This is a genomic window from Lentzea kristufekii, from assembly GCF_033949925.1.
In the GTDB taxonomy this organism is placed as follows: domain Bacteria; phylum Actinomycetota; class Actinomycetes; order Mycobacteriales; family Pseudonocardiaceae; genus Lentzea; species Lentzea kristufekii.
The window spans coordinates 99612-119971 of the sequence record NZ_JAXAVV010000026.1 but is presented as its reverse complement, the minus strand read 5'-3'; the positions used below and the strand labels follow the sequence as shown (position 1 = coordinate 119971).

The 20360-nt window shown below is 69.2% G+C and carries 14 protein-coding genes and 1 riboswitch; of the genes, 10 read left to right on the top strand and 4 right to left on the bottom strand.

Features of this window, described 5'->3' with window-relative positions:
- Positions 1-113 precede the first annotated feature (113 nt).
- Both SK571_RS38020 and SK571_RS38015 read left to right on the top strand, forming a co-directional pair.
- Positions 114-1703 carry a TROVE domain-containing protein gene (locus tag SK571_RS38020; protein WP_319988956.1) on the top strand — a complete coding sequence of 530 codons (1590 nt, stop codon included), beginning with the start codon at positions 114-116 and terminating at the stop codon, positions 1701-1703.
- A 76-nt stretch (positions 1704-1779) separates the two neighbouring features.
- On the top strand, positions 1780-2133 hold the full coding sequence (locus SK571_RS38015) for a winged helix-turn-helix transcriptional regulator (protein WP_319988955.1): 354 nt from the start codon (positions 1780-1782) through the stop codon (positions 2131-2133).
- An 81-nt stretch (positions 2134-2214) separates the two neighbouring features.
- On the opposite strand, the gene SK571_RS38010 is transcribed toward SK571_RS38015, so the two are convergent.
- Together SK571_RS38010 and gcvH are read right to left on the bottom strand one after the other, a co-directional pair.
- Positions 2215-3579: an L-serine ammonia-lyase gene (locus tag SK571_RS38010; RefSeq protein WP_319988954.1), complete on the bottom strand. Its 1365-nt coding sequence runs from the start codon at positions 3577-3579 to the stop codon at positions 2215-2217.
- A gap of 28 nt (positions 3580-3607) precedes the next feature.
- Positions 3608-3991 carry a glycine cleavage system protein GcvH gene (gcvH, locus tag SK571_RS38005; RefSeq protein WP_319988953.1) on the bottom strand — a complete coding sequence of 128 codons (384 nt, stop codon included), beginning with the start codon at positions 3989-3991 and terminating at the stop codon, positions 3608-3610.
- Between the two features lie 63 nt (positions 3992-4054).
- Positions 4055-4147, bottom strand: a riboswitch (glycine riboswitch).
- A 225-nt stretch (positions 4148-4372) separates the two neighbouring features.
- Between gcvH and ald the strand changes: the two genes are divergently transcribed.
- Positions 4373-5485, top strand: a complete 1113-nt coding sequence (gene ald / locus SK571_RS38000) for an alanine dehydrogenase (RefSeq protein ID WP_319988952.1) — start codon at positions 4373-4375, stop codon at positions 5483-5485.
- 72 nt (positions 5486-5557) lie between these two features.
- On the opposite strand, the gene SK571_RS37995 is transcribed toward ald, so the two are convergent.
- Together SK571_RS37995 and SK571_RS37990 are read right to left on the bottom strand one after the other, a co-directional pair.
- On the bottom strand, positions 5558-6241 hold the full coding sequence (locus SK571_RS37995) for a TetR/AcrR family transcriptional regulator (protein WP_319988951.1): 684 nt from the start codon (positions 6239-6241) through the stop codon (positions 5558-5560).
- Between the two features lie 10 nt (positions 6242-6251).
- Complete coding sequence (locus SK571_RS37990; RefSeq protein WP_319988950.1) at positions 6252-7700, bottom strand: MFS transporter; 1449 nt, start codon at positions 7698-7700, stop codon at positions 6252-6254.
- Positions 7701-8147: 447 nt separating this feature from the next.
- Between SK571_RS37990 and SK571_RS37985 the strand changes: the two genes are divergently transcribed.
- From SK571_RS37985 to SK571_RS37955, 7 genes are all read left to right on the top strand, one after another.
- Positions 8148-8330, top strand: a complete 183-nt coding sequence (locus tag SK571_RS37985; RefSeq protein WP_045312139.1) for a hypothetical protein — start codon at positions 8148-8150, stop codon at positions 8328-8330.
- On the top strand, positions 8330-8767 hold the full coding sequence (locus tag SK571_RS37980) for a hypothetical protein (protein WP_319988949.1): 438 nt from the start codon (positions 8330-8332) through the stop codon (positions 8765-8767). Before SK571_RS37985 ends, SK571_RS37980 begins: the two co-directional genes overlap by 1 nt.
- Before the next feature lie 22 nt (positions 8768-8789).
- Positions 8790-9755, top strand: coding sequence for an ABC transporter ATP-binding protein (locus tag SK571_RS37975; RefSeq protein WP_319988948.1), 966 nt, complete (start codon positions 8790-8792; stop codon positions 9753-9755).
- Complete coding sequence (locus SK571_RS37970; RefSeq protein ID WP_319988947.1) at positions 9755-10630, top strand: hypothetical protein; 876 nt, start codon at positions 9755-9757, stop codon at positions 10628-10630. The genes SK571_RS37975 and SK571_RS37970 overlap by 1 nt, the downstream gene beginning before the upstream one ends.
- 26 nt (positions 10631-10656) lie before the next feature.
- Positions 10657-14397: an ABC transporter ATP-binding protein gene (locus SK571_RS37965; protein WP_319988946.1), complete on the top strand. Its 3741-nt coding sequence runs from the start codon at positions 10657-10659 to the stop codon at positions 14395-14397.
- A 1064-nt stretch (positions 14398-15461) separates the two neighbouring features.
- The gene (locus tag SK571_RS37960; RefSeq protein WP_319988945.1) at positions 15462-16334 is read left to right on the top strand and encodes a hypothetical protein; all 873 of its coding nucleotides are present in this window, start codon (positions 15462-15464) and stop codon (positions 16332-16334) included.
- A gap of 307 nt (positions 16335-16641) precedes the next feature.
- On the top strand, positions 16642-20334 hold the full coding sequence (locus SK571_RS37955; RefSeq protein ID WP_319988944.1) for a multifunctional oxoglutarate decarboxylase/oxoglutarate dehydrogenase thiamine pyrophosphate-binding subunit/dihydrolipoyllysine-residue succinyltransferase subunit: 3693 nt from the start codon (positions 16642-16644) through the stop codon (positions 20332-20334).
- The last annotated feature ends 26 nt before the right edge of the window (positions 20335-20360 follow it).

The window sequence follows — 20360 nt, the reverse complement described above, 5'->3', positions numbered from 1 at the left end:
GAAACCGGCTGTAGCTCAAATGGCAGAGCAGCTACGTACCTTCCGCGACCTTGATCTCGGACACGTGTGGGGTTTGTGGGCTCCCTTTGTTTTTCTTCGAGGGGGAAGAGCCAATGGCGAAGTTCAACATCTTCCGCGCGCGTCCGGCGGCCACCAGCCCCGTCACGACAGCGCCGGCACCGACCGGCGTCACCTACGAGGGTGGCGACGGCTACGCCCGCGACACGAAGTCCGAGCTGTTCCTGCTCGCCGTGTCGAACATGGGCGGCGAGGACACCTTCTACGAGTCCGGCTCTCAGCGCGACAACCGCTTCGCCCAGCTCGTGCACAAGGCCGCCGTGTCGGATCCCGAGTGGACCGCGCGCCTGCTCCAGTGGCTGCGCAGCGAGGCGAACATGCGCACGGCGTCGCTCGTCGGCGCGGCCGAGTTCGTGCTCGCGCGCCTCGTGGCCGAGTCCGACGCCGGCGTCACCAACCGCGCCGTCGTGGCCTCCGTGCTGCAGCGCGCCGACGAGCCAGGCGAACTCCTCGCCTACTGGACGAGCCAGAACGGCCGGCGCGTGCCGAAGCCGATCAAGCGCGGCATCGCCGACGCCGTCGGGCGCCTCTACAACGAGCGCGCGGTCCTCAAGTGGGACAGCGACGCCCGTGGCTTCCGCATGGCCGACGTGCTGAACCTCGCGCACCCCTCGCCTGCCGCTCCGTGGCAGGGCGCGCTCTTCCAGCACGTGCTGGACCGCCGCCGTTCCGCCGACGCCGACGTGCCCGCCGACCTGCGCGTGATCGCGGCACGGCGGGAGCTGATGGCGTGGCCGGTCGAGCAGCGCCGCGCGCTGTTCGAACGTCCCGACGCCGTCGACGTGCTGCGCCGGGCGGGGATGACGTGGGAGTCCGTGGCCGGCTGGCTGCAGGGACCGCTGACTCGCGAGGTGTGGGAGGCGCTCGCGCCGTCCATGGGGTACATGGCCGCGCTCAGGAACCTCAGGAACTTCGACGAGGCCGGCATGTCCGACGAGGCCGCGGCCGCTGTCGCCGCTCGACTGGCCGACCCCGGTCAGGTGGCGCGCTCGCGGCAGTTCCCGTTCCGCTTCCTGTCCGCCTACGAGGCGGCGCCGAGCCTGCGCTGGGGCCACGCCCTGGACCAGGCACTGCAGGCGTCGCTGTCGAACCTGCCCGCCCTGCCCGGCCGCTCGCTGATCCTCGTCGACACCTCGGCGTCGATGACGACCGGCGCGATCTCGGCGCGGTCGAAGGTCACCCCGGCGAAGGCCGCGGCGGTGTTCGGCGTCGCACTGGGCGCGAAGGGCGAGCAGGTCGACGTGGTCGGGTTCGCGGACGGCACGTTCCGGCACGACGTCAAGCCGGGCGCATCGGTCATCCGCGAGGTCGACCGGTTCCTCAAGCGAATCGGCGAGGTCGGGCACGGCACCGACATCGTCGGGTCGCTGAAGCGCTCCTACCGGGGCCACGACCGCGTGTTCGTCATCTCGGACATGCAGACGATGTCCGGGTACCACGGGCAGGGTGTCTCGGACGTCGTGCCCGCGCACGTGCCGATCTACGGGTTCAACCTCGGTGGCTACCGCAACGCCGCGTACGCCACCGGCAAGGCGAACCGGCACGAATTTGGCGGCCTCACGGACGCCACTTTTCGCATGGTCCCCTTGCTCGAAGCAGGTCAGAACGCCACCTGGCCGTTCTGATGTGTGAGAGCTCTCCCGACGCGGAGAGCTCTCACACTTACTTTCAGTTAGCGTTGTGACCAGGTATGATCCCGCTATGGACTACAACGTGTTCGCGAAAGCGTGCCCGTCGCGTCCCACGCTGGAGCACATCACCGGCAGGTGGGGCAGCCTGACGCTGACCGCGCTCGCCGACGGGCAGCTGCGCTTCAACGAGCTGCGCCGCCGCGTCGACGGGGTCAGCGAGAAGATGCTGTCCCAGACGTTGCAGGCGCTGGAGCGCGACGGGCTCGTGCTCCGGGAAGCCCAGAACACGAACCCGCCCCGCGTCGACTACAGCCTCACGCCGCTGGGCCGCGACACGGCCGAGCGGTTGCTGTCGCTGATCCACCTGCTCGAGGGCCGCATGCCCGAGGTGCTGGCCGCGCAGGCCGCGTACGACGCCCGCTGAGCGGTACGAGCTCGCTCTTCCCCGCGCTGCGCGTTCCGCCGTCCGGATTGGACAACCGGAACGCGCAGCGCGTGTTGGAGATCAGCACTCGATGACGTTCACGGCGAGTCCGCCGCGAGCTGTCTCCTTGTACTTCACCGACATGTCCTTGCCGGTGTCCCGCATGGTCTTGATGACCTTGTCGAGCGACACGAAGTGCGAACCGTCGCCCCGCAAAGCCATGCGCACGGCCGTGATGGCCTTGATGGACGCGACGGCGTTGCGTTCGATGCACGGGATCTGCACCAGGCCGCCGATCGGGTCGCACGTCAGGCCGAGGTTGTGCTCCATGGCGATCTCGGCGGCGTTCTCGACCTGCTCGGGGGTGCCGCCGAGCACCTCGGCGAGGCCGCCGGCGGCCATCGAGCAGGCCGAGCCGACCTCGCCCTGGCAACCGACCTCGGCACCGGAGATCGACGCGTTCTCCTTGAACAGCACGCCGATCGCACCTGCGGTCAGCAGGAACCTGACCACGCCGTCGTCGGACGCTCCCGGCACGAACTTCGTGTAGTAGTGCAGGACCGCCGGGACGATGCCGGCCGCGCCGTTGGTCGGCGCGGTGACGACACGCCCGCCCGCCGCGTTCTCCTCGTTGACGGCCAGCGCGAAGAGCGTCACCCAGTCCATGACCCGCAACGGGTCGGTGACGAAGTGCTCCTTCTCCAGCGTCTTGCGCATTTCGGCGGCGCGGCGGCGGACCTTCAGGCCGCCGGGCAGGATGCCGTGCTCGTTGCAGCCGCGTTCGACGCACTCCTGCATGACGTGCCAGATGTGCAGAAGTCCTTGGCGGATCTCGGCTTCCGTTCGCCACGACAGCTCGTTGGCCATCATGATCTCGCTGATCGACAGGCCGGTCTCGCGGCAGCGCGCGAGGAGCTGGTCGCCGGTCAGGAACGGGTGCGGCAACGGCGTGGAGTCCGGCTTGATCCGGTCGGTGCCGCTGGCGTTCTCGTCGACGACGAAACCGCCGCCGATCGAGTAGTAGACGGCGTGCTCGACCGACTTGCCGTCCGCGAACGCCTCGAAGCTCATCCCGTTGGGGTGCAACGGGAGTGACTTGCGGCGGTGCATGACGAGGTCGCGGTCGTGCACGAAGCCGATCTCGTGCGTGCCGCCGAGCTTCAGCCGCCCGGTGGAGATGATCTCCTCGACGCGGGCGGCCGCGGCGGTGGGATCGACTTCTTCGGGGAGGTTGCCTTCGAGGCCGAGGAACACGGCCTTGGGGCTGCCGTGGCCGTGTCCGGTCGCACCGAGCGAGCCGAACAGCTCGACGTGCACGCGGTCCACTTCGGACGCACGCGCGCCGAGCTTCTCGACGAACATCGCGGCCGCGCGCATCGGTCCGACCGTGTGGGAGCTGGACGGTCCGATGCCGACGGAGAAAAGGTCGAAAACGCTGATCGCCACTGATCAGTCCTTCGTGGTGGTGGGGCGGTCAGTCAGACTTGGTGAGCTCGGCGTACTTCGCCGCCGTGAGGAGGTTCTCGGCCGAGTCGACGCGGACCTTGAACAGCCAGCCGGCGCCGTACGGGTCGCTGTTCACGACGGCCGGGTCGTCCACGACGGCGCTGTTGACCTCGATCACCTCACCGGTGACGGGCGAGAACAGGTCGCTCACGGACTTGGTGGACTCCAGCTCGCCGCAGACCTCGTTGGTGACGACCTCGGCACCGACCTCGGGCAGCTGGATGAAGACGATGTCGCCGAGCGCGTCAGCCGCGTACTCGGTGATTCCGCAGGTCAGCGGGTCCTGGGTGCCAGGCGTCCAGTCGACCCACTCGTGCTCGACGGTGTAGAGCAGGTTCTCGGGGAACTCCACGGCGCGACTCCTCTGGCTGTGACGGGTCAGGAAACTTGCGCCCCCTCCGCCGTGCAGAGTTGCCTACCCCGGGTGGTCTTGCTGCCTGAGAGTGTGCGGGAGCTTGCCCCTTCGGCGCCTCGACCAGTTCGTCGAGGTCTCTCCCACGCGGGTTCTGGCGCTGGCGCGCCGCGGCCGGTGTTCAGTTGTCCGGGGCGAACGCTATGTGCGGCCCCCGCCGAGTGTCAACGCGGGACGGTCGAGCGGAACGCGAACCGGCCTCAGGTCGCTTTGTCCCAGATGAACAACCAGCGGGGTATCAGATAGTGCGATCTGCACAGTGACATGACCTTGTGGCTGCCTCACATTGTGAGATGTCAGCCACCGAACGGAGGAGTCATCGTGCGGATCGCAGTTCCTCGCGAGATCAAGAACCACGAGTACCGCGTCGCTCTCACCCCTGCCGGTGCGCACGAGCTGACCAGCCGCGGGCACGACGTCTACGTCGAGCAGGGCGCCGGTCTCGGTTCCGCGATCACCGACGAGGAGTACCTCGCCGCGGGCGCCAAGGTCCTCGCGACCGCCGACGACGTCTGGGCCGAGGGCGACCTGGTCCTCAAGGTCAAGGAGCCGATCGCCGAGGAGTACCCCCGTCTCCGCGCCGGCCAGACCCTCTTCACGTACCTGCACCTCGCCGCCGACAAGCCGCTGACCGAGGCGCTGCTCGCGTCCGGCACCACGGCCATCGCCTACGAGACCGTGCAGCTGCCGAACCGCGCGCTGCCGCTGCTCGCCCCGATGTCCGAGGTCGCGGGCCGGCTGGCCCCGCAGGTCGGCGCGTTCGCGCTGATGAAGCCCTCCGGCGGCCGCGGCGTGCTGCCCGGCGGCGTCCCCGGTGTCGCCCCGGCCCGCGTGGTCGTGATCGGCGGCGGCGTGGCGGGCGTCAACGCGGCCACCATCGCCGTCGGCATGGGCGCGGACGTGCAGATCCTCGACACCAACGTCGACCGCCTGCGCCAGATCGACGCCCAGTTCCAGGGCCGTCTGCGCACGCTCGCCTCGAACTCGTTCGCGATCGAGCAGGCCGTCCGCGAGGCCGACCTGGTCATCGGTGCCGTGCTCGTCCCCGGTGCCGCGGCCCCGAAGCTCGTCTCGAACGCGCTCGTCGCCGAGATGAAGCCGGGTTCGGTGCTCGTCGACATCGCCATCGACCAGGGCGGTTGCTTCGAGGACTCCCGCGCCACCACGCACGCCGAGCCGACCTACGAGGTCCACAACTCGGTGTTCTACTGCGTCGCGAACATGCCGGGCGCCGTCCCGCGCACCTCGACCTACGCGCTGACCAACGTGACGCTGCCCTACGCCGTCGCGCTGGCCGACAAGGGCTGGGAGAAGGCGCTCAAGGACGACCGTTCGCTCGCCCTGGGCCTGAACGTCCACGCCGGTCTGCTGACCAACGGCCCGGTGGCCGAGGCGACCGGGCTCGTGCACACGCCGCTGGAGACCGTCGTCTGAAAGCCAACTGGATGACTGAGGCCCCCGCACGCGTGAATCGCTGCGGGGGTTTCGCCTGTCCGGCGCCGGTGCTCACGACCGCAACGCCTCCAGCTTCGCCTTGACGCCCTCGATCACGCAGTCCAGCCCGAACTCGAACTGGCGCTCAAGCGACCACAACTCGCTCTCGTCCAGCATCGCGACGTACTGCGGGTGCTTGTCCCGGTAGAGGTCGGCGATCTTGTCCATGTCCGGTGGCGGCGAGTCCATCCCGCCGCGGCCGATGAAGTTGACCTCGGCGATCGCGTACCCGTTGACGAAGCTGCCCACCGTGGAGATCGACTGGGCAGCGGCCACGGTCGACAGTCCGGCGCGCAGCATCGGCCCGAACATGGCGTCCGCGTACGCCACGGCGTTCGGACCGATGGTGTTGAACTCCCCGATCCCGCGGATCCACCACGGGTGCTTGAGCGCGAGCTGACGCAGCTCGCGCATCATCCCGCGCACCGCGGTCTCCCAGTCGGTCTCGGAATCGGGGAGGGTGAACTCGCCGTAGATCTCGTCGAGGCAGAGCTCGATCAGCGCGTCCTTCGTCGGCACGTGCCAGTAGAGGGACATGGGCGCCGCGCCCAGTTCGGCCGCGAGCTTGCGCATCGAGAGCTTCTGCAGACCGTGCGCGTCCAGCATCTCCATCGCCTTGCGGACGATCGCCTCCCGGCTCAGGCCGAGAGGCTGACCGCTGCTGGGCCTGGGCTTGCTGAACCACACGCTGTCCACACCGGCGATCCTATGCACGCCGGAGCAACACGCTGGCCACAACACCTCCCAGGAACACGGCGACGGCGCCGATGACCAGGCTGACGCTCATGCCGTTCGAGAACGCCTCGCGCACGACGGTGAGGTCCGCTCCGCTGTGCAGCGCCTCTGAAAGCGACCGCCCAGGAACGCCGTCCGGCAGCGATGCCACGAACCGCGCCGAGAGCAACGCGCCGAGCACCGCGATGCCGAACGAGGAACCCAGTTCCGTCAGCGTGCCCGACAGCCCGGACGCGATTCCGGCCCGTTCCGGTGGGATCGAGCCCATCAGCGCGTTGACCGCGACCGGTTGGGACACACCGACCCCCACGCCGATGAGGATCAGCCCGGCCAGCGTCGGCGGGTAGGTGGTGCCGACGGACAGCAGTGCCACGCCGCCCGCGACGATCGTCATGCCGAGCAGCATCGCCCGGCCCGCGCCGAGCTTCATCACGAGCTGTCCCAACGTGTTGCTGGTGACGAGCAACGCGATCGCCATCGGCGCCACGCGCACGCCGGCCTCCAGCGGGCTGTAGCCGAGCACGCCCTGGAGGTGTTGCGTCAGCAGGAAGAGCGAGCCCGCCATGCCGAACGCAGCCAGCACCCCGGAGGCCACCGCACCGGTGAAGCGGCGGTTCTTGAAGAACCCGAGATCGAGCATCGGATCGGCGGTGTGCCGTTCCCACAACGCGAATCCCGTCATGGTCACCAGCCCGATGGCGACCGGCACGCCGAACTCCTCCGAGCCGAACCCGTGCTCCGGCACCTCGATCACCGCGTACACGATCGACACCATGCCGATGATCGACAGCACCGAGCCGAGCACGTCCGGCTTGCGCACGGTCGGGTCCTTGGACTCCGGCACCAGCATCGCGACGGCCGCGATCGCGAGGACCGCCACCGGCACGTTGATCAGGAACACCGAGCCCCACCAGAAGTGCTTGATCAGTGCACCACCGATCACCGGCCCCGCCGCGAAGCCGAGGCTCGTGACGGCGGCCCAGATGCCGATGGCCTTCGGGCGTTCCTCGTCGTCGAACAACTGCATCAGCACGGCCAGCGTGCCCGGCATCAGCACCGCGGCACCGATGCCCATGAAGCCGCGGGCCGCGATCAGCGCCTCGGACGAGCTCGCGTACGCCGCGACCGCGCTGCCCGTGCCGAACAGCACGAGACCGGCCAGGAGTGCGCGCCTGCGGCCGAACCTGTCGCTGAGCGAACCGGTCGTGAGCAGCAGGCCGGCCAGCGCCAGCGAGTAGGCGTTGATCATCCACTGGATGTCCGCGGTGCTCGCGTCCAAGCCCGTCGAGATCGACGGGATCGCCACGTTCAGCACGGTGTTGTCCAGCACAACGACCATCACGGACAGGCACAGCACGCCGAGCACGGCCCAGCGTTGCGGATGCGGGTGCACCACGGCCTTCTCGGTCGTCGAAGTCATCGTTCCTCCCCCTTACGGTGTACGAGGAACTTACAGCGTACGAGAGCGGAGGGCGCAAGTGGATTTCGCGCAGGGCGTGCACGTCGCCGAGCAGCGGCAGGAGGAAAGGAAGGACCCGGGGGTTCGGGGGCGTCCCCCCGACAAACACTGCGGGCTCCGGCGAAATTGGTCGAAGACCAATGAGCGCCGGAGCCCGCCACGTAAAGGGCGGCCGCGCTCAACCAGCCTGGGGGTCACTGGGAGCGGGGCCGCCGTGACCAAATATAGCGGGCTCTGGTGCGCGGCGCCCAGCACCCCCACCGAAACGCGACCCAAAAGTTTCCCCGAGTGGACCACTGCCCGTGTCCGGCCCTTCCAGCAAACGAGTGAATTACCGGGATCGCGGTGCGGCGAGCAGGGCGTTCGGCCGATGAAGACGGAGTCGGGTGTCCCTCGAAGGGAGATTCCATGGCTGAACCACAGGGATGGATCCACTGCCACGACCCGTTCGGGCGGGACAGATCGATGACCGTTCTGGTGGAGAACGACCGGGTCCTGCTGGTCACGCCGCCGGGCGAGACCGCTGTGATGTCCGCCACCCAGACGCGTCGACTGGGCTCGTTGCTCGACCAGGCCACGGCGAAGATGTGATGGACGAGACCCTGCGCGACGCGGTGCTGCAACGCCTGGCACTGCTGGACAAAGTCGCGGAGCACGGAGAAGCCGAAGCGCTGGTTCCGTTGGCCCGCGCGGAGATCCACCGCCTCGCGGACGGCTGGCGGCTGTTGCTGACGGTGCACCAGCCCGACGAGGACGGCCGCTGCAAGGCCTGTCCCGGCTGGCTGCGCCGCCGCCGATGGCCGTGCCAGATCTGGAACATGGCGCACCAGCACCTGATCGGCGAGGGCCTGCCCCATCGCCAGCGGCGCCGCCCGTTGCGCAGCCCTTTCACTCGATCAGGTGTTATCGAACTGCCGGAGGAGACACCGGCCGAGATGACCACCGAGCTGCCGGTCATGGCGGCCGAACCACCGGTGGTACACCGCGCGCCCGTCGTGTCTCGTCCCAAGCACGCCTTGCCGGACTGACGTTTCAGGCAGGATGGGCCGCATGCATGACGGCAGCGGCCTCATCGCGGTCCAGAACCTGACCAAGCAGTTCGGTTCCGTGACCGCGGTGCAGAACCTGAGCTTCACCGTGTCACCCGGCAGCGTGACGGGCTTCCTGGGCCCGAACGGCGCGGGCAAGACGACGACCCTGCGAATGCTGCTGGGACTGGTGAAGCCGACGAGCGGTACGGCGACGATCAACGGAAGACCGTTCCACCAGCTCGGTCAGCCCGGCCGTGTGGTGGGTGCGGTCCTGGAGGCGCAGGGGTTCCACCCGAACAGGACGGCGCGCAACCACCTGCGCGTGTACGCGGCGGCGCTCGGTGTGCCGGACGCTCAGGCGGACCAGGTCCTCGGCCTGGTCGGCCTGAGCACCGCCGCCGACCGCAACGTCGGCGGGTTCTCGCTGGGCATGAAGCAGCGGATGGCCGTCGCCACCGCGCTGCTCGGTGACCCGCAGGTGCTGGTCCTCGACGAACCGGCGAACGGCCTGGACCCCGAAGGCATCGCGTGGCTGCGGAACTTCCTGCAGTCGTTCGCGCGCATGGGCCGCACCGTGCTGATCTCGAGCCACCTGCTGGCCGAGGTCGAGCAGACCGTCGACCAGGTCGTGATCGTGTCGCGCGGGCAGACGATGTACTACGGGCCGCTGGAACACCTTCGCCAGCAACAACAACGCCGCGTCTTCGTGCAGCCGTCGGACATCGGCGCCCTCGCGACGGCGTTGCGGGAAGCCGGTGTCCAAGCGCTCGAGCAGCTGCCGGACGGACGTCTCGCCGTGTCCGGAGTGGACGCCAAGCACGTCGCGGACACCGCGTTGCGCGCGGGCGTGTCGGTCTACGGCATCCAGGAGGAGCAGGCGGACCTGGAACAGATCTTCTTCCGGCTCACCAGCGGCCAGTTCGCGGGACACGCGCCGGCCCCGTACCAGCAGCAGCAGCAGCAGCAGCAGGGTGGGTGGGCCTGATGGGCGACCTCGTACAGGCGGAGCTCCGCAAGACCACCACGACCACGCTGTGGTGGGCGCTGCTCATCCCGACCGTGCTGATCGCGCTGGGCGGTGGCCTGCTGTCCGGCCTGCTCGGCCAGTCGATCGTGGAGGTCTTCTCGTCCTCCGAGGCGGAGCAGCTCTCCGACGCCCTCGGTGTGACGCCGGACCAGTGGAAGTTCTCCCTGCTCGGCATCGGGCGGACGATCAACCTCGCCACGATGTTCCCGTTGATCTTCGGGGCGATGGCGATCGCCAACGAGGTCGGCACGCGCACCATCACGACGACGTTCCTCACCGCGCCGTCGCGGGTGCACGCGATGGCGGCCAAGCTGATGGTCTACGCGCTCTGGGGCGCGATCTACGGGCTCGCGATCATCGGGTTCGTCGCGCTCGGCATCGTCCTCACCAGCAACTCGGGCCAGATGCCCGACGCGGGCGGCTGGGCGATGCTGGCCCTTGTCTGCGTGCTGTCCTCGATCCTGATGACCATGTTCGGCGTCGGCCTGGGTGCGCTGATCCCGAACTCCGCCGGCGTGATCGTGCTGCTGATCATGTACTTCCTGGTGATCGAGAACGCGCTGCAGTTCGGCCTGCGGCTCTCGGGCGTGCCGGAGACGGCCGTCGGGTTCCTGCCGAACGGGTCGGTGGACGGGCTGACCGGTTCGGTCGCGGTCGACCTGTTCCTGGCCGACGCGGGGGTCGTACCGGAGGAGGGCGTCTACTGGCTGCGGGTCGTCGCGGGCGCGGGTGGCGCGCAGGCGTGGTGGCTGTCCGGGCTGATCTTCCTCGCCTGGGTCGCCGCCGCGTTCGGTGGCGGCTGGGCCCGGATGACCCAGAAGGACATCACCTGACCTGCGGTTCCTGACGTCACACTTTTATGTCGGACCCCGACCGTAGTGTGGGTTCCGTGACGAAGGGCTGGATCCGCCGACTGACCGCAGCGTGCTGGCAGCACCCCCGCCTGGTGGTGCTGTCGGTCCTCGCCGCGGTCGTCGGCGTAGGTCTGCAGGCGGCGGGGCCGTTGCTGCTCAAGACGGCGATCGACGACTCGACGGGCGGCCGCACCGATCGGCTCTGGCCGTTGATGGTGGCGCTGGTCGTGCTGGAGGTGCTGACGTTCGGGTCGGCGTTCCTGCGGCGCTACCTGGGCGGGCGGCTGGCGCTGGGCGTGCAGCACGACCTGCGGCTCGGCGTGTTCTCGGCGGTGCAGCGGCTCGACGGCGCGAAGCAGGACGAGCTGCGCACCGGGCAGATCGTGTCGCGCTCGATCACCGACCTGCAGCTGGTGCAGTCGCTGCTGATGATGGCACCGCTGGCCGTGGGCACGGTGGTGTTCGCCCTGGCCGCGCTGGCGGCGATGATCTACCTGTCGATCCCGCTGACGATCATCGCGGTGATCGTGCTGCCGCTGGTGGCGTGGCTGGCCGGCCGCACCCGGCTGACGCTGTTCCCCGCCACGTGGTCGGCACAGCAGCGGGCTGCGGATCTGGCGCAGCACGTCGAGGAGACCGTCACCGGTGTCCGCGTGGTGAAGGGCTTCGGCCAGGAGGCGCGCGAGGTCGCCCGGCTGGAGAAGCACGCCAAGTTCCTGTTCGCCGAACGGATGCGCGCTGCCCGGCTGTCGTCGAAGCCGCTCGCCACCGTGACGGCGCTGCCGTTGCTCGGCCAGGTCGCGGTGCTGGGCCTGGGCGGCTGGCTGGCGTTGCACGGCCAGGTCACGCTGGGCACGTTCCTGGCCTTCACGACGTACGTCGCGAACCTCGTCGGCCCGACGCGGCTGCTGTCGAGCCTGATGGTGTCCGCCCAGCTGGCCAGGGCCGGCGTGGAGCGGGTCTACGAACTGATCGACTCGCAGCCGGACGTGACGGACGGTCCCGGCGAGGTGCCTTCCGGCCCGCTCGGCGTCTCGTTCTCCGGCGTCTCCTTCGGTTATGCCCGCAGCGAGCCCGTCCTGAAGGACTTCTCGATCTCGGTCGAGCCTGGCGAAACACTGGCACTGGTGGGCACCGCGGGGTCGGGCAAGTCGACGGTGTCGTTGCTGCTGCCGCGCTTCTACGACGTGCACAGCGGTTCGGTCCGGGTCGGCGGCGCGGACGTGCGCACGCAGAAGCTGGAGTCGTTGCGCGGCGCGGTGGGCGTGGTGTTCGAGGAGGCTTTCCTCTTCTCCGACACGGTGTTCTCGAACATCGCGTACGGCAGCCCCGACGCCTCGCGCGAGGAGGTCGAGCGCGCCGCGAAGGCCGCCGAGGCCCACGACTTCATCGAGGCCCTGCCGCTCGGCTACGACACGGTGGTCGGCGAACGCGGCCTCACCCTGTCCGGTGGCCAGCGCCAGCGCGTCGCCCTGGCCCGCGCCCTGCTCTCCGATCCGCGCATCCTCGTGCTGGACGACGCGACGTCCGCGGTGGACAACGCGACGGAGGCGGCGATCCACGCGACGCTCGCCTCGGTCACGGCCGACCGCACGACTCTGCTGGTGGCGCACCGGCGTTCGACGCTCTCCCTGGCCGACCGGATCGCCGTCCTGGACGCGGGCCGCGTCATCGACATCGGCACGCACGCCGAGCTGACCGAGCGCTGCGCCCTCTACCGCGACCTGCTGGCGGGGCCGGGTGAGGCGATCGAGTCCGCCGCGCCGGTCACGACCGGCGAACTGTGGCCGAAGCTGTCGCAAGAGGAGCTCGACGAGCGCCTGATCGCCGAGGCGAAGACCTCCGCCCCCGCCGCGGCCGGGCGGCGTGGCGGCGCTGGAGGAGGTGGTGCGGGCAGCGGCATGGCGGCGCTGGCCGGCGGCCCGCCCACTCCCGAACTGCTGGCCCAGGTCCGTTCGCTGCCCCCGGCCACCGAGGTCCCGGTCCTGCACGGCGAAGACCCGCGCGCCCCCGACCCGGCCTTCCGCCTCGCCCGCCTCCTGCGCCCGGTCCGCTGGGCCCTGGGCGGTGTGGCGGCGTTGGTGGTGCTGGACGCGCTGGTCGGCATGGGCCTGCCCTCGCTCGTGCGCCTCGGCATCGACGGCGGCGTCGTGGGCGGCGCCGAGTCGGCGCTGTGGCAGGCCGTGGTGCTGGGCGTCGGCCTGGTCGTGGTCGGCTGGTTCACCACGGCGGGCAGCACGGTCTTCGCCGCCCGCCTGGGCGAGCGCCTGCTCTACCTGCTGCGGGTCCGCAGCTACGCCCACCTGCAACGCCTCGGCCTCGACTACTACGAGCGCGAGATGGCCGGCCGCATCATGACGAGGATGACGACGGACGTCGACGCCCTCTCGACGTTCCTGCAGACCGGCCTCGTCACCGCCGTGATCAGCCTGGTCACCGTGGTCGGCATCACCGCGGCCCTGGTCGTCACCGACACCTCACTGGCCCTGATCGCCCTCTCGGTGCTCCCGGTCCTGGCCGCCGCCACCGTGCTCTTCCAACGCCTCTCCTCCACCGCCTACGCGGAAGCCCGCGAACGGGTCAGCGCGGTGAACGCCGACCTCCAGGAGAACGTCTCGGGCCTGCGCGTCTCCCAGGCCTACACGAGGGAACGCCGCTCAGCCGAGGCCTTCGCCGAACGCAGCGACGCCTACCGCCGCACCCGCCTGCGAGCCCAGCGCTACATCGCCACCTACTTCCCGTTCGTGGCGATGCTCTCCGGCGTGGCCCAGGCGGTGGTCCTGGCCGTGGGCGCCCACCGGGTGGCGGCAGGCACCATGACGCCGGGCGTCCTGCTCGCCTTCCTGCTCTACCTGGGCCTGTTCTTCAGCCCGATCCAGCAGCTCTCCGGCGTCTTCGACGGCTACCAGCAGGCGAGGGTGGGCCTCCGCAGGATCGGCGACCTGCTCCGCACCCCGAGCACGGTCGAACCACCGGCGACCCCGGTCGAGGTCCCACCCCGCCTGCAGGGCGAGGTGGAACTCCGCAACGTCTCCTTCACCTACGCGGGAGCCGAATCCCCGGCCCTGGACAACGTCACGCTCCACGTCAAGCCAGGCGAGACCGTCGCCCTCGTAGGCGAAACCGGCGCAGGCAAATCGACCCTCGTCAAACTCATAGCCCGCTTCTACGACGCCACCGAGGGCACAGTCCTGGTGGACGGCGTGGACGTCCGCACCTACGACCTCTCCGCCTACCGCCAACGCCTCGGCGTGGTCCCCCAGGAGGCCCACCTCTTCGGCGGCGACCTGGCCACCAACGTCGCCTACGGCCGCCCCACAGCGACAGAACAAGAAATCCAACAGGCAACCGAAGCCGTGGGCGCCCTCCCGATGGTCGCCACCCTCCAGAACGGCTTCCACCAACCGGTGGGCGAACGAGGCAACCACCTCTCCGCAGGCCAACGCCAACTCGTAGCCCTGGCCAGAGCAGAACTGGTCAACCCGGACCTCTTGCTCCTGGACGAGGCGACAGCAGCCCTGGACCCGGCCACGGAGTCGGCGGTGCTGGCAGCCAGCGACCACCTCGCAGGCGCCAGAACCACCTTCGTGGTGGCCCACCGCTTAGCCACCGCGGCAAGGGCCGACCGAATAGTCGTCCTGGCCAACGGCCGGATAATCGAACAGGGCACCCACGCCGACCTCCTCAAGGCAGGCGGCACCTACGCCCGCCTGTGGCGCCACGGCGGCACCCCAGAAGCCGCGTAACCACCCGCCCACAAGGCGCAACGGCAAGCATCACCGCCCTGCCACCACGGCAATGGCGCAGCAGCCCCCTGCGCCGCCACGCAATGGCGAAGCCGAGGCGTCCCTCCACACGCGAAGGGCAACGGCGAAGCCAAGCCACCCGTCCGCCAGCGGCAATGGCGAAGCCGAGGCGTCCCTCCACACGCGAAGGGCGACAGCGAAGCCAAGCCACCCGTCCGCCAGCGGCAATGGCGAAGCCGAGGCGTCCCTCCACACGCGAAGGGCAACGGCGAAGCCGAGCCACCTGTCGCCAGCGGCGATGGCGAAGCCGAGGCGTGTGAACCTCTTTGTGCTGGTGAAGCGGTGGTGACGCAACCACCGCACTGCGATTGGGGCTTGACCTTGAGTGGGCGGGATGCTCCCCTCATGGGCACGGCCGGGCGCTTTTCAGCCCGGCCTTTTCCGGCCGTTTAAGCATCCCGCCAGAGGCTCAAGGTCAAGCCCCAATCGCTATCGTCGCGAAGCGGCGATGACCGGCACCGGCTCGGTCCTGCCTGAGGTGCCACCCTCGCAAGGTGACCTGAGCGCATTGGTGACCACCCCGCTGGAACGCGGCAGACCAACGCAAGCCGACCCGCGCAGTGCCAACCGCCCGCCGACGCAACGCGACAGCTCGCACGGCAGGTGACCGCCCCGCTGGAACGCGACCCAACGCCCGCAAGCCGACCCACGCGCTGCGCCTGAGCAAGCCGTCGCAAGCCGACCCGCGCGCTGCGCCTGAGCAAGCCGTCGCAAGCCGATCCGCGCTGTGCCTGAATAAGCCATCGCAAGCCGATCCGCGCTGCGCCTGAATAAGCCATCGCAAGCCGACCGCGGGCTGCGCCTGGGCAAGCCATTCGCAAGCCGACCCACCCGGCGCGCCTGCGAAAGCCCACACAAGCCACCCCGCCGATGCCCCTCGGCAAGCCCACACAAGCCACCCCGCAAGCCCAAGCCCGTGGCCCCCACCACGAACCCTCGTCCCCACCCGCCCCCATCCCGTAGAAACCAACTCCAAGACCGACCCGGTCAAAGGAGCCCCCGCCATGCCCTCCGCCATGCCCTCCGCCATGCCCTCCGCCCGCGCCCGCCCCTCGATCCTCTACGTCTCCAACCTGGCCTACCCGGCCAAAGGCCGCCGCTACTGCGACGAGGACATCTACCTGACCTCGCACCTGAGACACCACTTCGACCTGGCCATCTGCCACCCGGAGGACGCCACCGCCCTGATGGCGGCCCACGACACGGTCGTGATCCGCAACAGCGGCCCGGTCATCGACTACGCCCCGGCCTACCACCGCTTCCGCGAGCAGGCGAAGGCCACGAACCAGCGCGTCTACAACCCGCTCACCGGCAAGGGCGACATGGCCGGCAAGCAGTACCTGATCGACCTGACCGAAGCGGGATTCCCGGTCATCCCCACGATCGGCACGGCGGACCACCTCGACCGCCTCCCCCAGGCACCCGAGTACGTCGTGAAGCCCAAAGCCGGCGCCGACTCCCACGGCCTGGAGTTCGTCTCCGAAAAAGATCTCCAGAGCAACCTGGAGAACAAGGCCCGCGACGAAGCCGACGTCCTCGTCCAACCGAGAATCGACTTCCGGTACGAGGTCTCGTTCTACTTCGTGGACCACGACTTCCAGTACGCCCTGAACGCACCGGACCCGGCGAAGCGCTGGGAGCTCCGCTCGTACCTCCCCAGCCGGGAGGATCTGGAGTTCGCGCAGCGGTTCGTCGACTGGAACGACCTGGACCACGGCATCCAGCGCGTCGACGCCTGCCGCACCCGGCAGGGCGACCTGCTGCTGGTCGAGTTGGAGGACCTGAACCCGTACCTGTCCCTGGACCGGACGCCGGACGACACCAGAACCAGGTTCGTCGGCGCGATGGCGGCTTCGGTCAGGCGTTCACTGGCCTGAGCAGAACGGGCCGAACAAGATCAATCCGCAGGGCGACCGCGATGTACCTATCGTGAACTGATCAGTGCTCCCGGTGCGTATGCCCGTCCGACGGCTCGGTGAGCATTGCTCGAAGGGAGGCGACGATGTGAGACGCACATCAAGAACTGCTCAACTGCGGGTGACGACGGGGCCGTCCTGATCGATCCTGTGACAGAGCACTCCTTGCCATGTGCCTCCAGCGTGTGAAGGCCCGGGCCAGGGGGACTAACCTGACTACCGCATGAGTCAACACCAAGAGCGAGATGGATAGAGGCGAGCGCCAGCCGTGTCCAGCAGCAGTCCTGCGTCACAGTTCGGGCCGAACGAATGGCTCGTCGAGGAGATGTACGATCAGTTCCTCGCGGACCCGTCATCCGTAGACCCGGCATGGCACGACTTCTTTGCCGACTACAAGCGTGCGGGAGGCAACGGTAGTGCCGCCACGGCCAGCGCGGGTGGCTCCACGGCCACCACGACCGCGACCGTGACGCCTCCGGCCGCCGACAACGGCAAGCCCGCGCCCGCCGCCGCACCCAAGCCGGCTGCCGCGCCGCCGAAGTCCGCGGCCTCGCTGCCGCAGACCGGCAAGCCCGCGCCGCAGCAGGCCGCGAAGGCCGCCCCGGTCAAGCCGAGCGCGCAGCCCGAGCAAAAGCAGTTGCGTGGTGCCTCCGCCGCTATCGCGAAGAACATGGAGCTCTCGCTCACCGTTCCGACCGCGACCAGCGTGCGTGCCGTGCCCGCGAAGCTGCTGGCCGACAACCGCATCGTCATCAACAACCACCTGAAGCGGACGCGCGGCGGGAAGGTCTCCTTCACGCACGTCATCGGCTACGCGGTGGTCCGGGCGCTGCAGGCCTACCCGAACATGAACCGGCACTACGCCGAGGTCGACGGCAAGCCGTTCGTCGTCACGCCGGAGCACGTGAACTTCGGTCTGGCGATCGACCTGCCCGGCAAGGACGGCAGCCGCACGCTGGTCGTCGCGTCGGTCAAGGGCTGCGAGAACATGACGTTCACGCAGTTCTGGCAGGCCTACGAGGACCTGATCCGCAAGGCTCGGTCCGGTTCGCTGACCGCGGACGACTTCTCCGGCACCACGATCTCGCTGACCAACCCCGGCACGATCGGCACGAACCACTCGGTGCCGCGGCTACAGGCAGGTCAGGGCGCGATCATCGGCGTCGGCGCCATGGAGTACCCCGCGCACTTCCAGGGCACCAGCGAGCAGGCGCTCACCGACATGGGCGTCAGCAAGATCATCACGCTGACCAGCACGTACGACCACCGCATCATCCAGGGTGCGGAGTCGGGCGAGTTCCTCAAGCGCATCCACCAGCTGCTGCTCGGTGAGGACGGCTTCTACGACGAGATCTTCGCGTCGCTGCGCCTGCCCTACGAGCCGATCCGCTGGGTCGCCGACATCCCCGAGGGCGCTGTCGACAAGACCGCGCGCGTCATCGAGCTGATCGACGCGTTCCGCACGCGCGGTCACCTGATGGCCGACACGGATCCGCTGAACTACCGCCAGCGCTCCCACGCCGACCTGGACGTGCTCAGCCACGGCCTGACGCTGTGGGACCTGGACCGCGAGTTCCCGGTCGGCGGCTTCGCCGGCAAGGAGCGGATGAAGCTCCGCGACATCCTGGGCGTGCTGCGCAACTCGTACTGCCGCACCGTCGGCGTCGAGTACATGCACATCCTCGAGCCCGAGGAGCGCCGCTGGATCCAGGAGCGCGTCGAGGTTCCTCACGAGAAGCCTCCGGCCACCGTGCAGAAGTACATCCTCAGCAAGCTGAACGCCGCTGAGGCCTTCGAGACGTTCCTGCAGACGAAGTACGTCGGCCAGAAGCGCTTCTCGCTGGAGGGTGGCGAGACCGTCATCCCGCTGCTCGACGCGGTGCTCGACAAGGCCGCCGAGCACGAGCTCGACGAGGTCGTCATCGGCATGCCGCACCGCGGCCGCCTGAACGTCCTCGCGAACATCGTCGGCAAGCCGATCTCGCAGATCTTCCGCGAGTTCGAGGGCAACCTCGACCCCGGTCAGGCACACGGCTCCGGCGACGTGAAGTACCACCTCGGTGCCGAGGGCAAGTACTTCCGCATGTTCGGCGACGGCGAGACCAAGGTGTCGCTGACGGCGAACCCGTCGCACCTCGAGGCCGTCGACCCGGTCCTCGAAGGCATCGTGCGCGCCAAGCAGGACATGATCGACAAGGGCGGCGACTTCTTCCCCGTCCTGCCGGTCGCCATGCACGGTGACGCGGCGTTCGCGGGTCAGGGTGTCGTCGCCGAGACGCTGAACCTGGCGCTCGTGCGCGGCTACCGCACCGGTGGCACCGTCCACATCGTCGTGAACAACCAGGTCGGCTTCACCACGGCACCGGAGCACTCGCGGTCCTCGAAGTACTCGACCGACGTCGCGAAGATGATCGGCTCGCCGGTCTTCCACGTGAACGGCGACGACCCCGAGGCCTGCTACTGGGTCGCGAAGCTGGCCGTCGAGTACCGCCAGGCGTTCCACAAGGACGTCGTGATCGACATGGTCTGCTACCGCCGCCGCGGCCACAACGAGGGCGACGACCCCTCGATGACGCAGCCGGCGATGTACGACGTGATCGACCAGAAGCGCTCGGTGCGCAAGACCTACACCGAGTCCCTGATCGGCCGCGGCGACATCACGGTCGAAGAGGCCGAGAAGGCGCTGCAGGACTTCTCCAGCCAGCTGGAGCACGTCTTCAACGAGGTCCGCGAGCTCGAGAAGCACCCGGTGACGGTCAGCCCGTCGGTGGAGGCCGAGCAGCAGATCCCGGCGAAGCTGCCCACGGGCATCTCCCGCGAGGTGCTGGAGCACATCGCGGACGCCCACGTGAACCTGCCGGAGGGCTTCACGCCGCACGCGCGCGTCAAGCCGGTGCTCGACCGCCGCGCCAAGATGGCGCGCGAGGGCGGCATCGACTGGGCGTTCGCCGAGCTGCTCGCCTTCGGTTCGCTCGCGATCGAGGGCCGCAACATCCGCCTGGCCGGCCAGGACTCGCGCCGCGGCACGTTCGTGCAGCGCCACGCGACCCTGATCGACCGCAAGACGGGCGAGGACTACACGCCGCTGCAGAACCTGTCGCCGGACCAGGGCAAGTTCATGGTCTACGACTCGGTGCTGTCGGAGTTCGCCGCGCTCGGCTTCGAGTACGGCTACTCGGTCGCGAACCCGCAGGCACTGGTCCTGTGGGAGGCGCAGTTCGGTGACTTCGTCAACGGCGCGCAGCCGATCATCGACGAGTTCATCTCGTCCGGTGAGGCCAAGTGGGGTCAGCGTTCCGACGTCGTGATCCTGCTGCCGCACGGCCACGAGGGCCAGGGCCCCGACCACACGTCGGGCCGCATCGAGCGCTGGCTGCAGCTGTGCGCCGAGGGCTCCATGACCGTCGCGGTGCCGTCGACCCCGGCGAACTACTTCCACCTGCTGCGCCGCCACGCCCTCGACGGCGTCGACCGCCCGCTCGTGGTGTTCACGCCGAAGTCGATGCTGCGTCTCAAGGCAGCGGTCAGCGGCACGGACGAGTTCATCAACGACCGCTTCCACTCGGTGATGGACGACCCGACCATCAAGGACCCGAACGCGGTCACGAAGGTCCTGCTGTGCAGCGGCAAGATCTCCTACGAGCTGCACGCCGAGCGTGAGAAGCGCGGCGGCGGCGACGTGGCGATCGTGCGCGTCGAGCAGCTCTACCCGGTCCCGGCCCGCAAGCTGACCGAGACCCTGGAGCGCTACCCGAACGCGAAGGACGTCCGCTGGGTGCAGGAGGAGCCGGCGAACCAGGGTGCCTGGCCGTTCTACGGTCTGGCCCTGCCGGAACTGCTGCCCGAGCACCTGGGCACCGTCCGCCGCGTGTCGCGCCGCCCGATGGCCGCCCCGTCGGCCGGTTCGAGCAAGGTGCACGAGGTCGAGCAGCGCGAGATCATCACCCGCGCGTTCGAGTAAACCCCGCACGACGCGAACGAGCCGCC

Coding starts and splice junctions, on each gene's coding strand:
- SK571_RS37985 (WP_045312139.1), top strand. CDS start 8,148: ATGGCTGAACCACAGGGATGGATCCACTGCCACGACCCGTTCGGGCGG.
- SK571_RS37980 (WP_319988949.1), top strand. CDS start 8,330: ATGGACGAGACCCTGCGCGACGCGGTGCTGCAACGCCTGGCACTGCTG.
- SK571_RS37975 (WP_319988948.1), top strand. CDS start 8,790: ATGCATGACGGCAGCGGCCTCATCGCGGTCCAGAACCTGACCAAGCAG.
- SK571_RS37965 (WP_319988946.1), top strand. CDS start 10,657: ATGTCGGACCCCGACCGTAGTGTGGGTTCCGTGACGAAGGGCTGGATC.
- SK571_RS37990 (WP_319988950.1), bottom strand. CDS start 7,700: ATGACTTCGACGACCGAGAAGGCCGTGGTGCACCCGCATCCGCAACGC.
- SK571_RS38020 (WP_319988956.1), top strand. CDS start 114: ATGGCGAAGTTCAACATCTTCCGCGCGCGTCCGGCGGCCACCAGCCCC.
- SK571_RS37970 (WP_319988947.1), top strand. CDS start 9,755: ATGGGCGACCTCGTACAGGCGGAGCTCCGCAAGACCACCACGACCACG.
- SK571_RS38015 (WP_319988955.1), top strand. CDS start 1,780: ATGGACTACAACGTGTTCGCGAAAGCGTGCCCGTCGCGTCCCACGCTG.
- SK571_RS37960 (WP_319988945.1), top strand. CDS start 15,462: ATGCCCTCCGCCATGCCCTCCGCCATGCCCTCCGCCCGCGCCCGCCCC.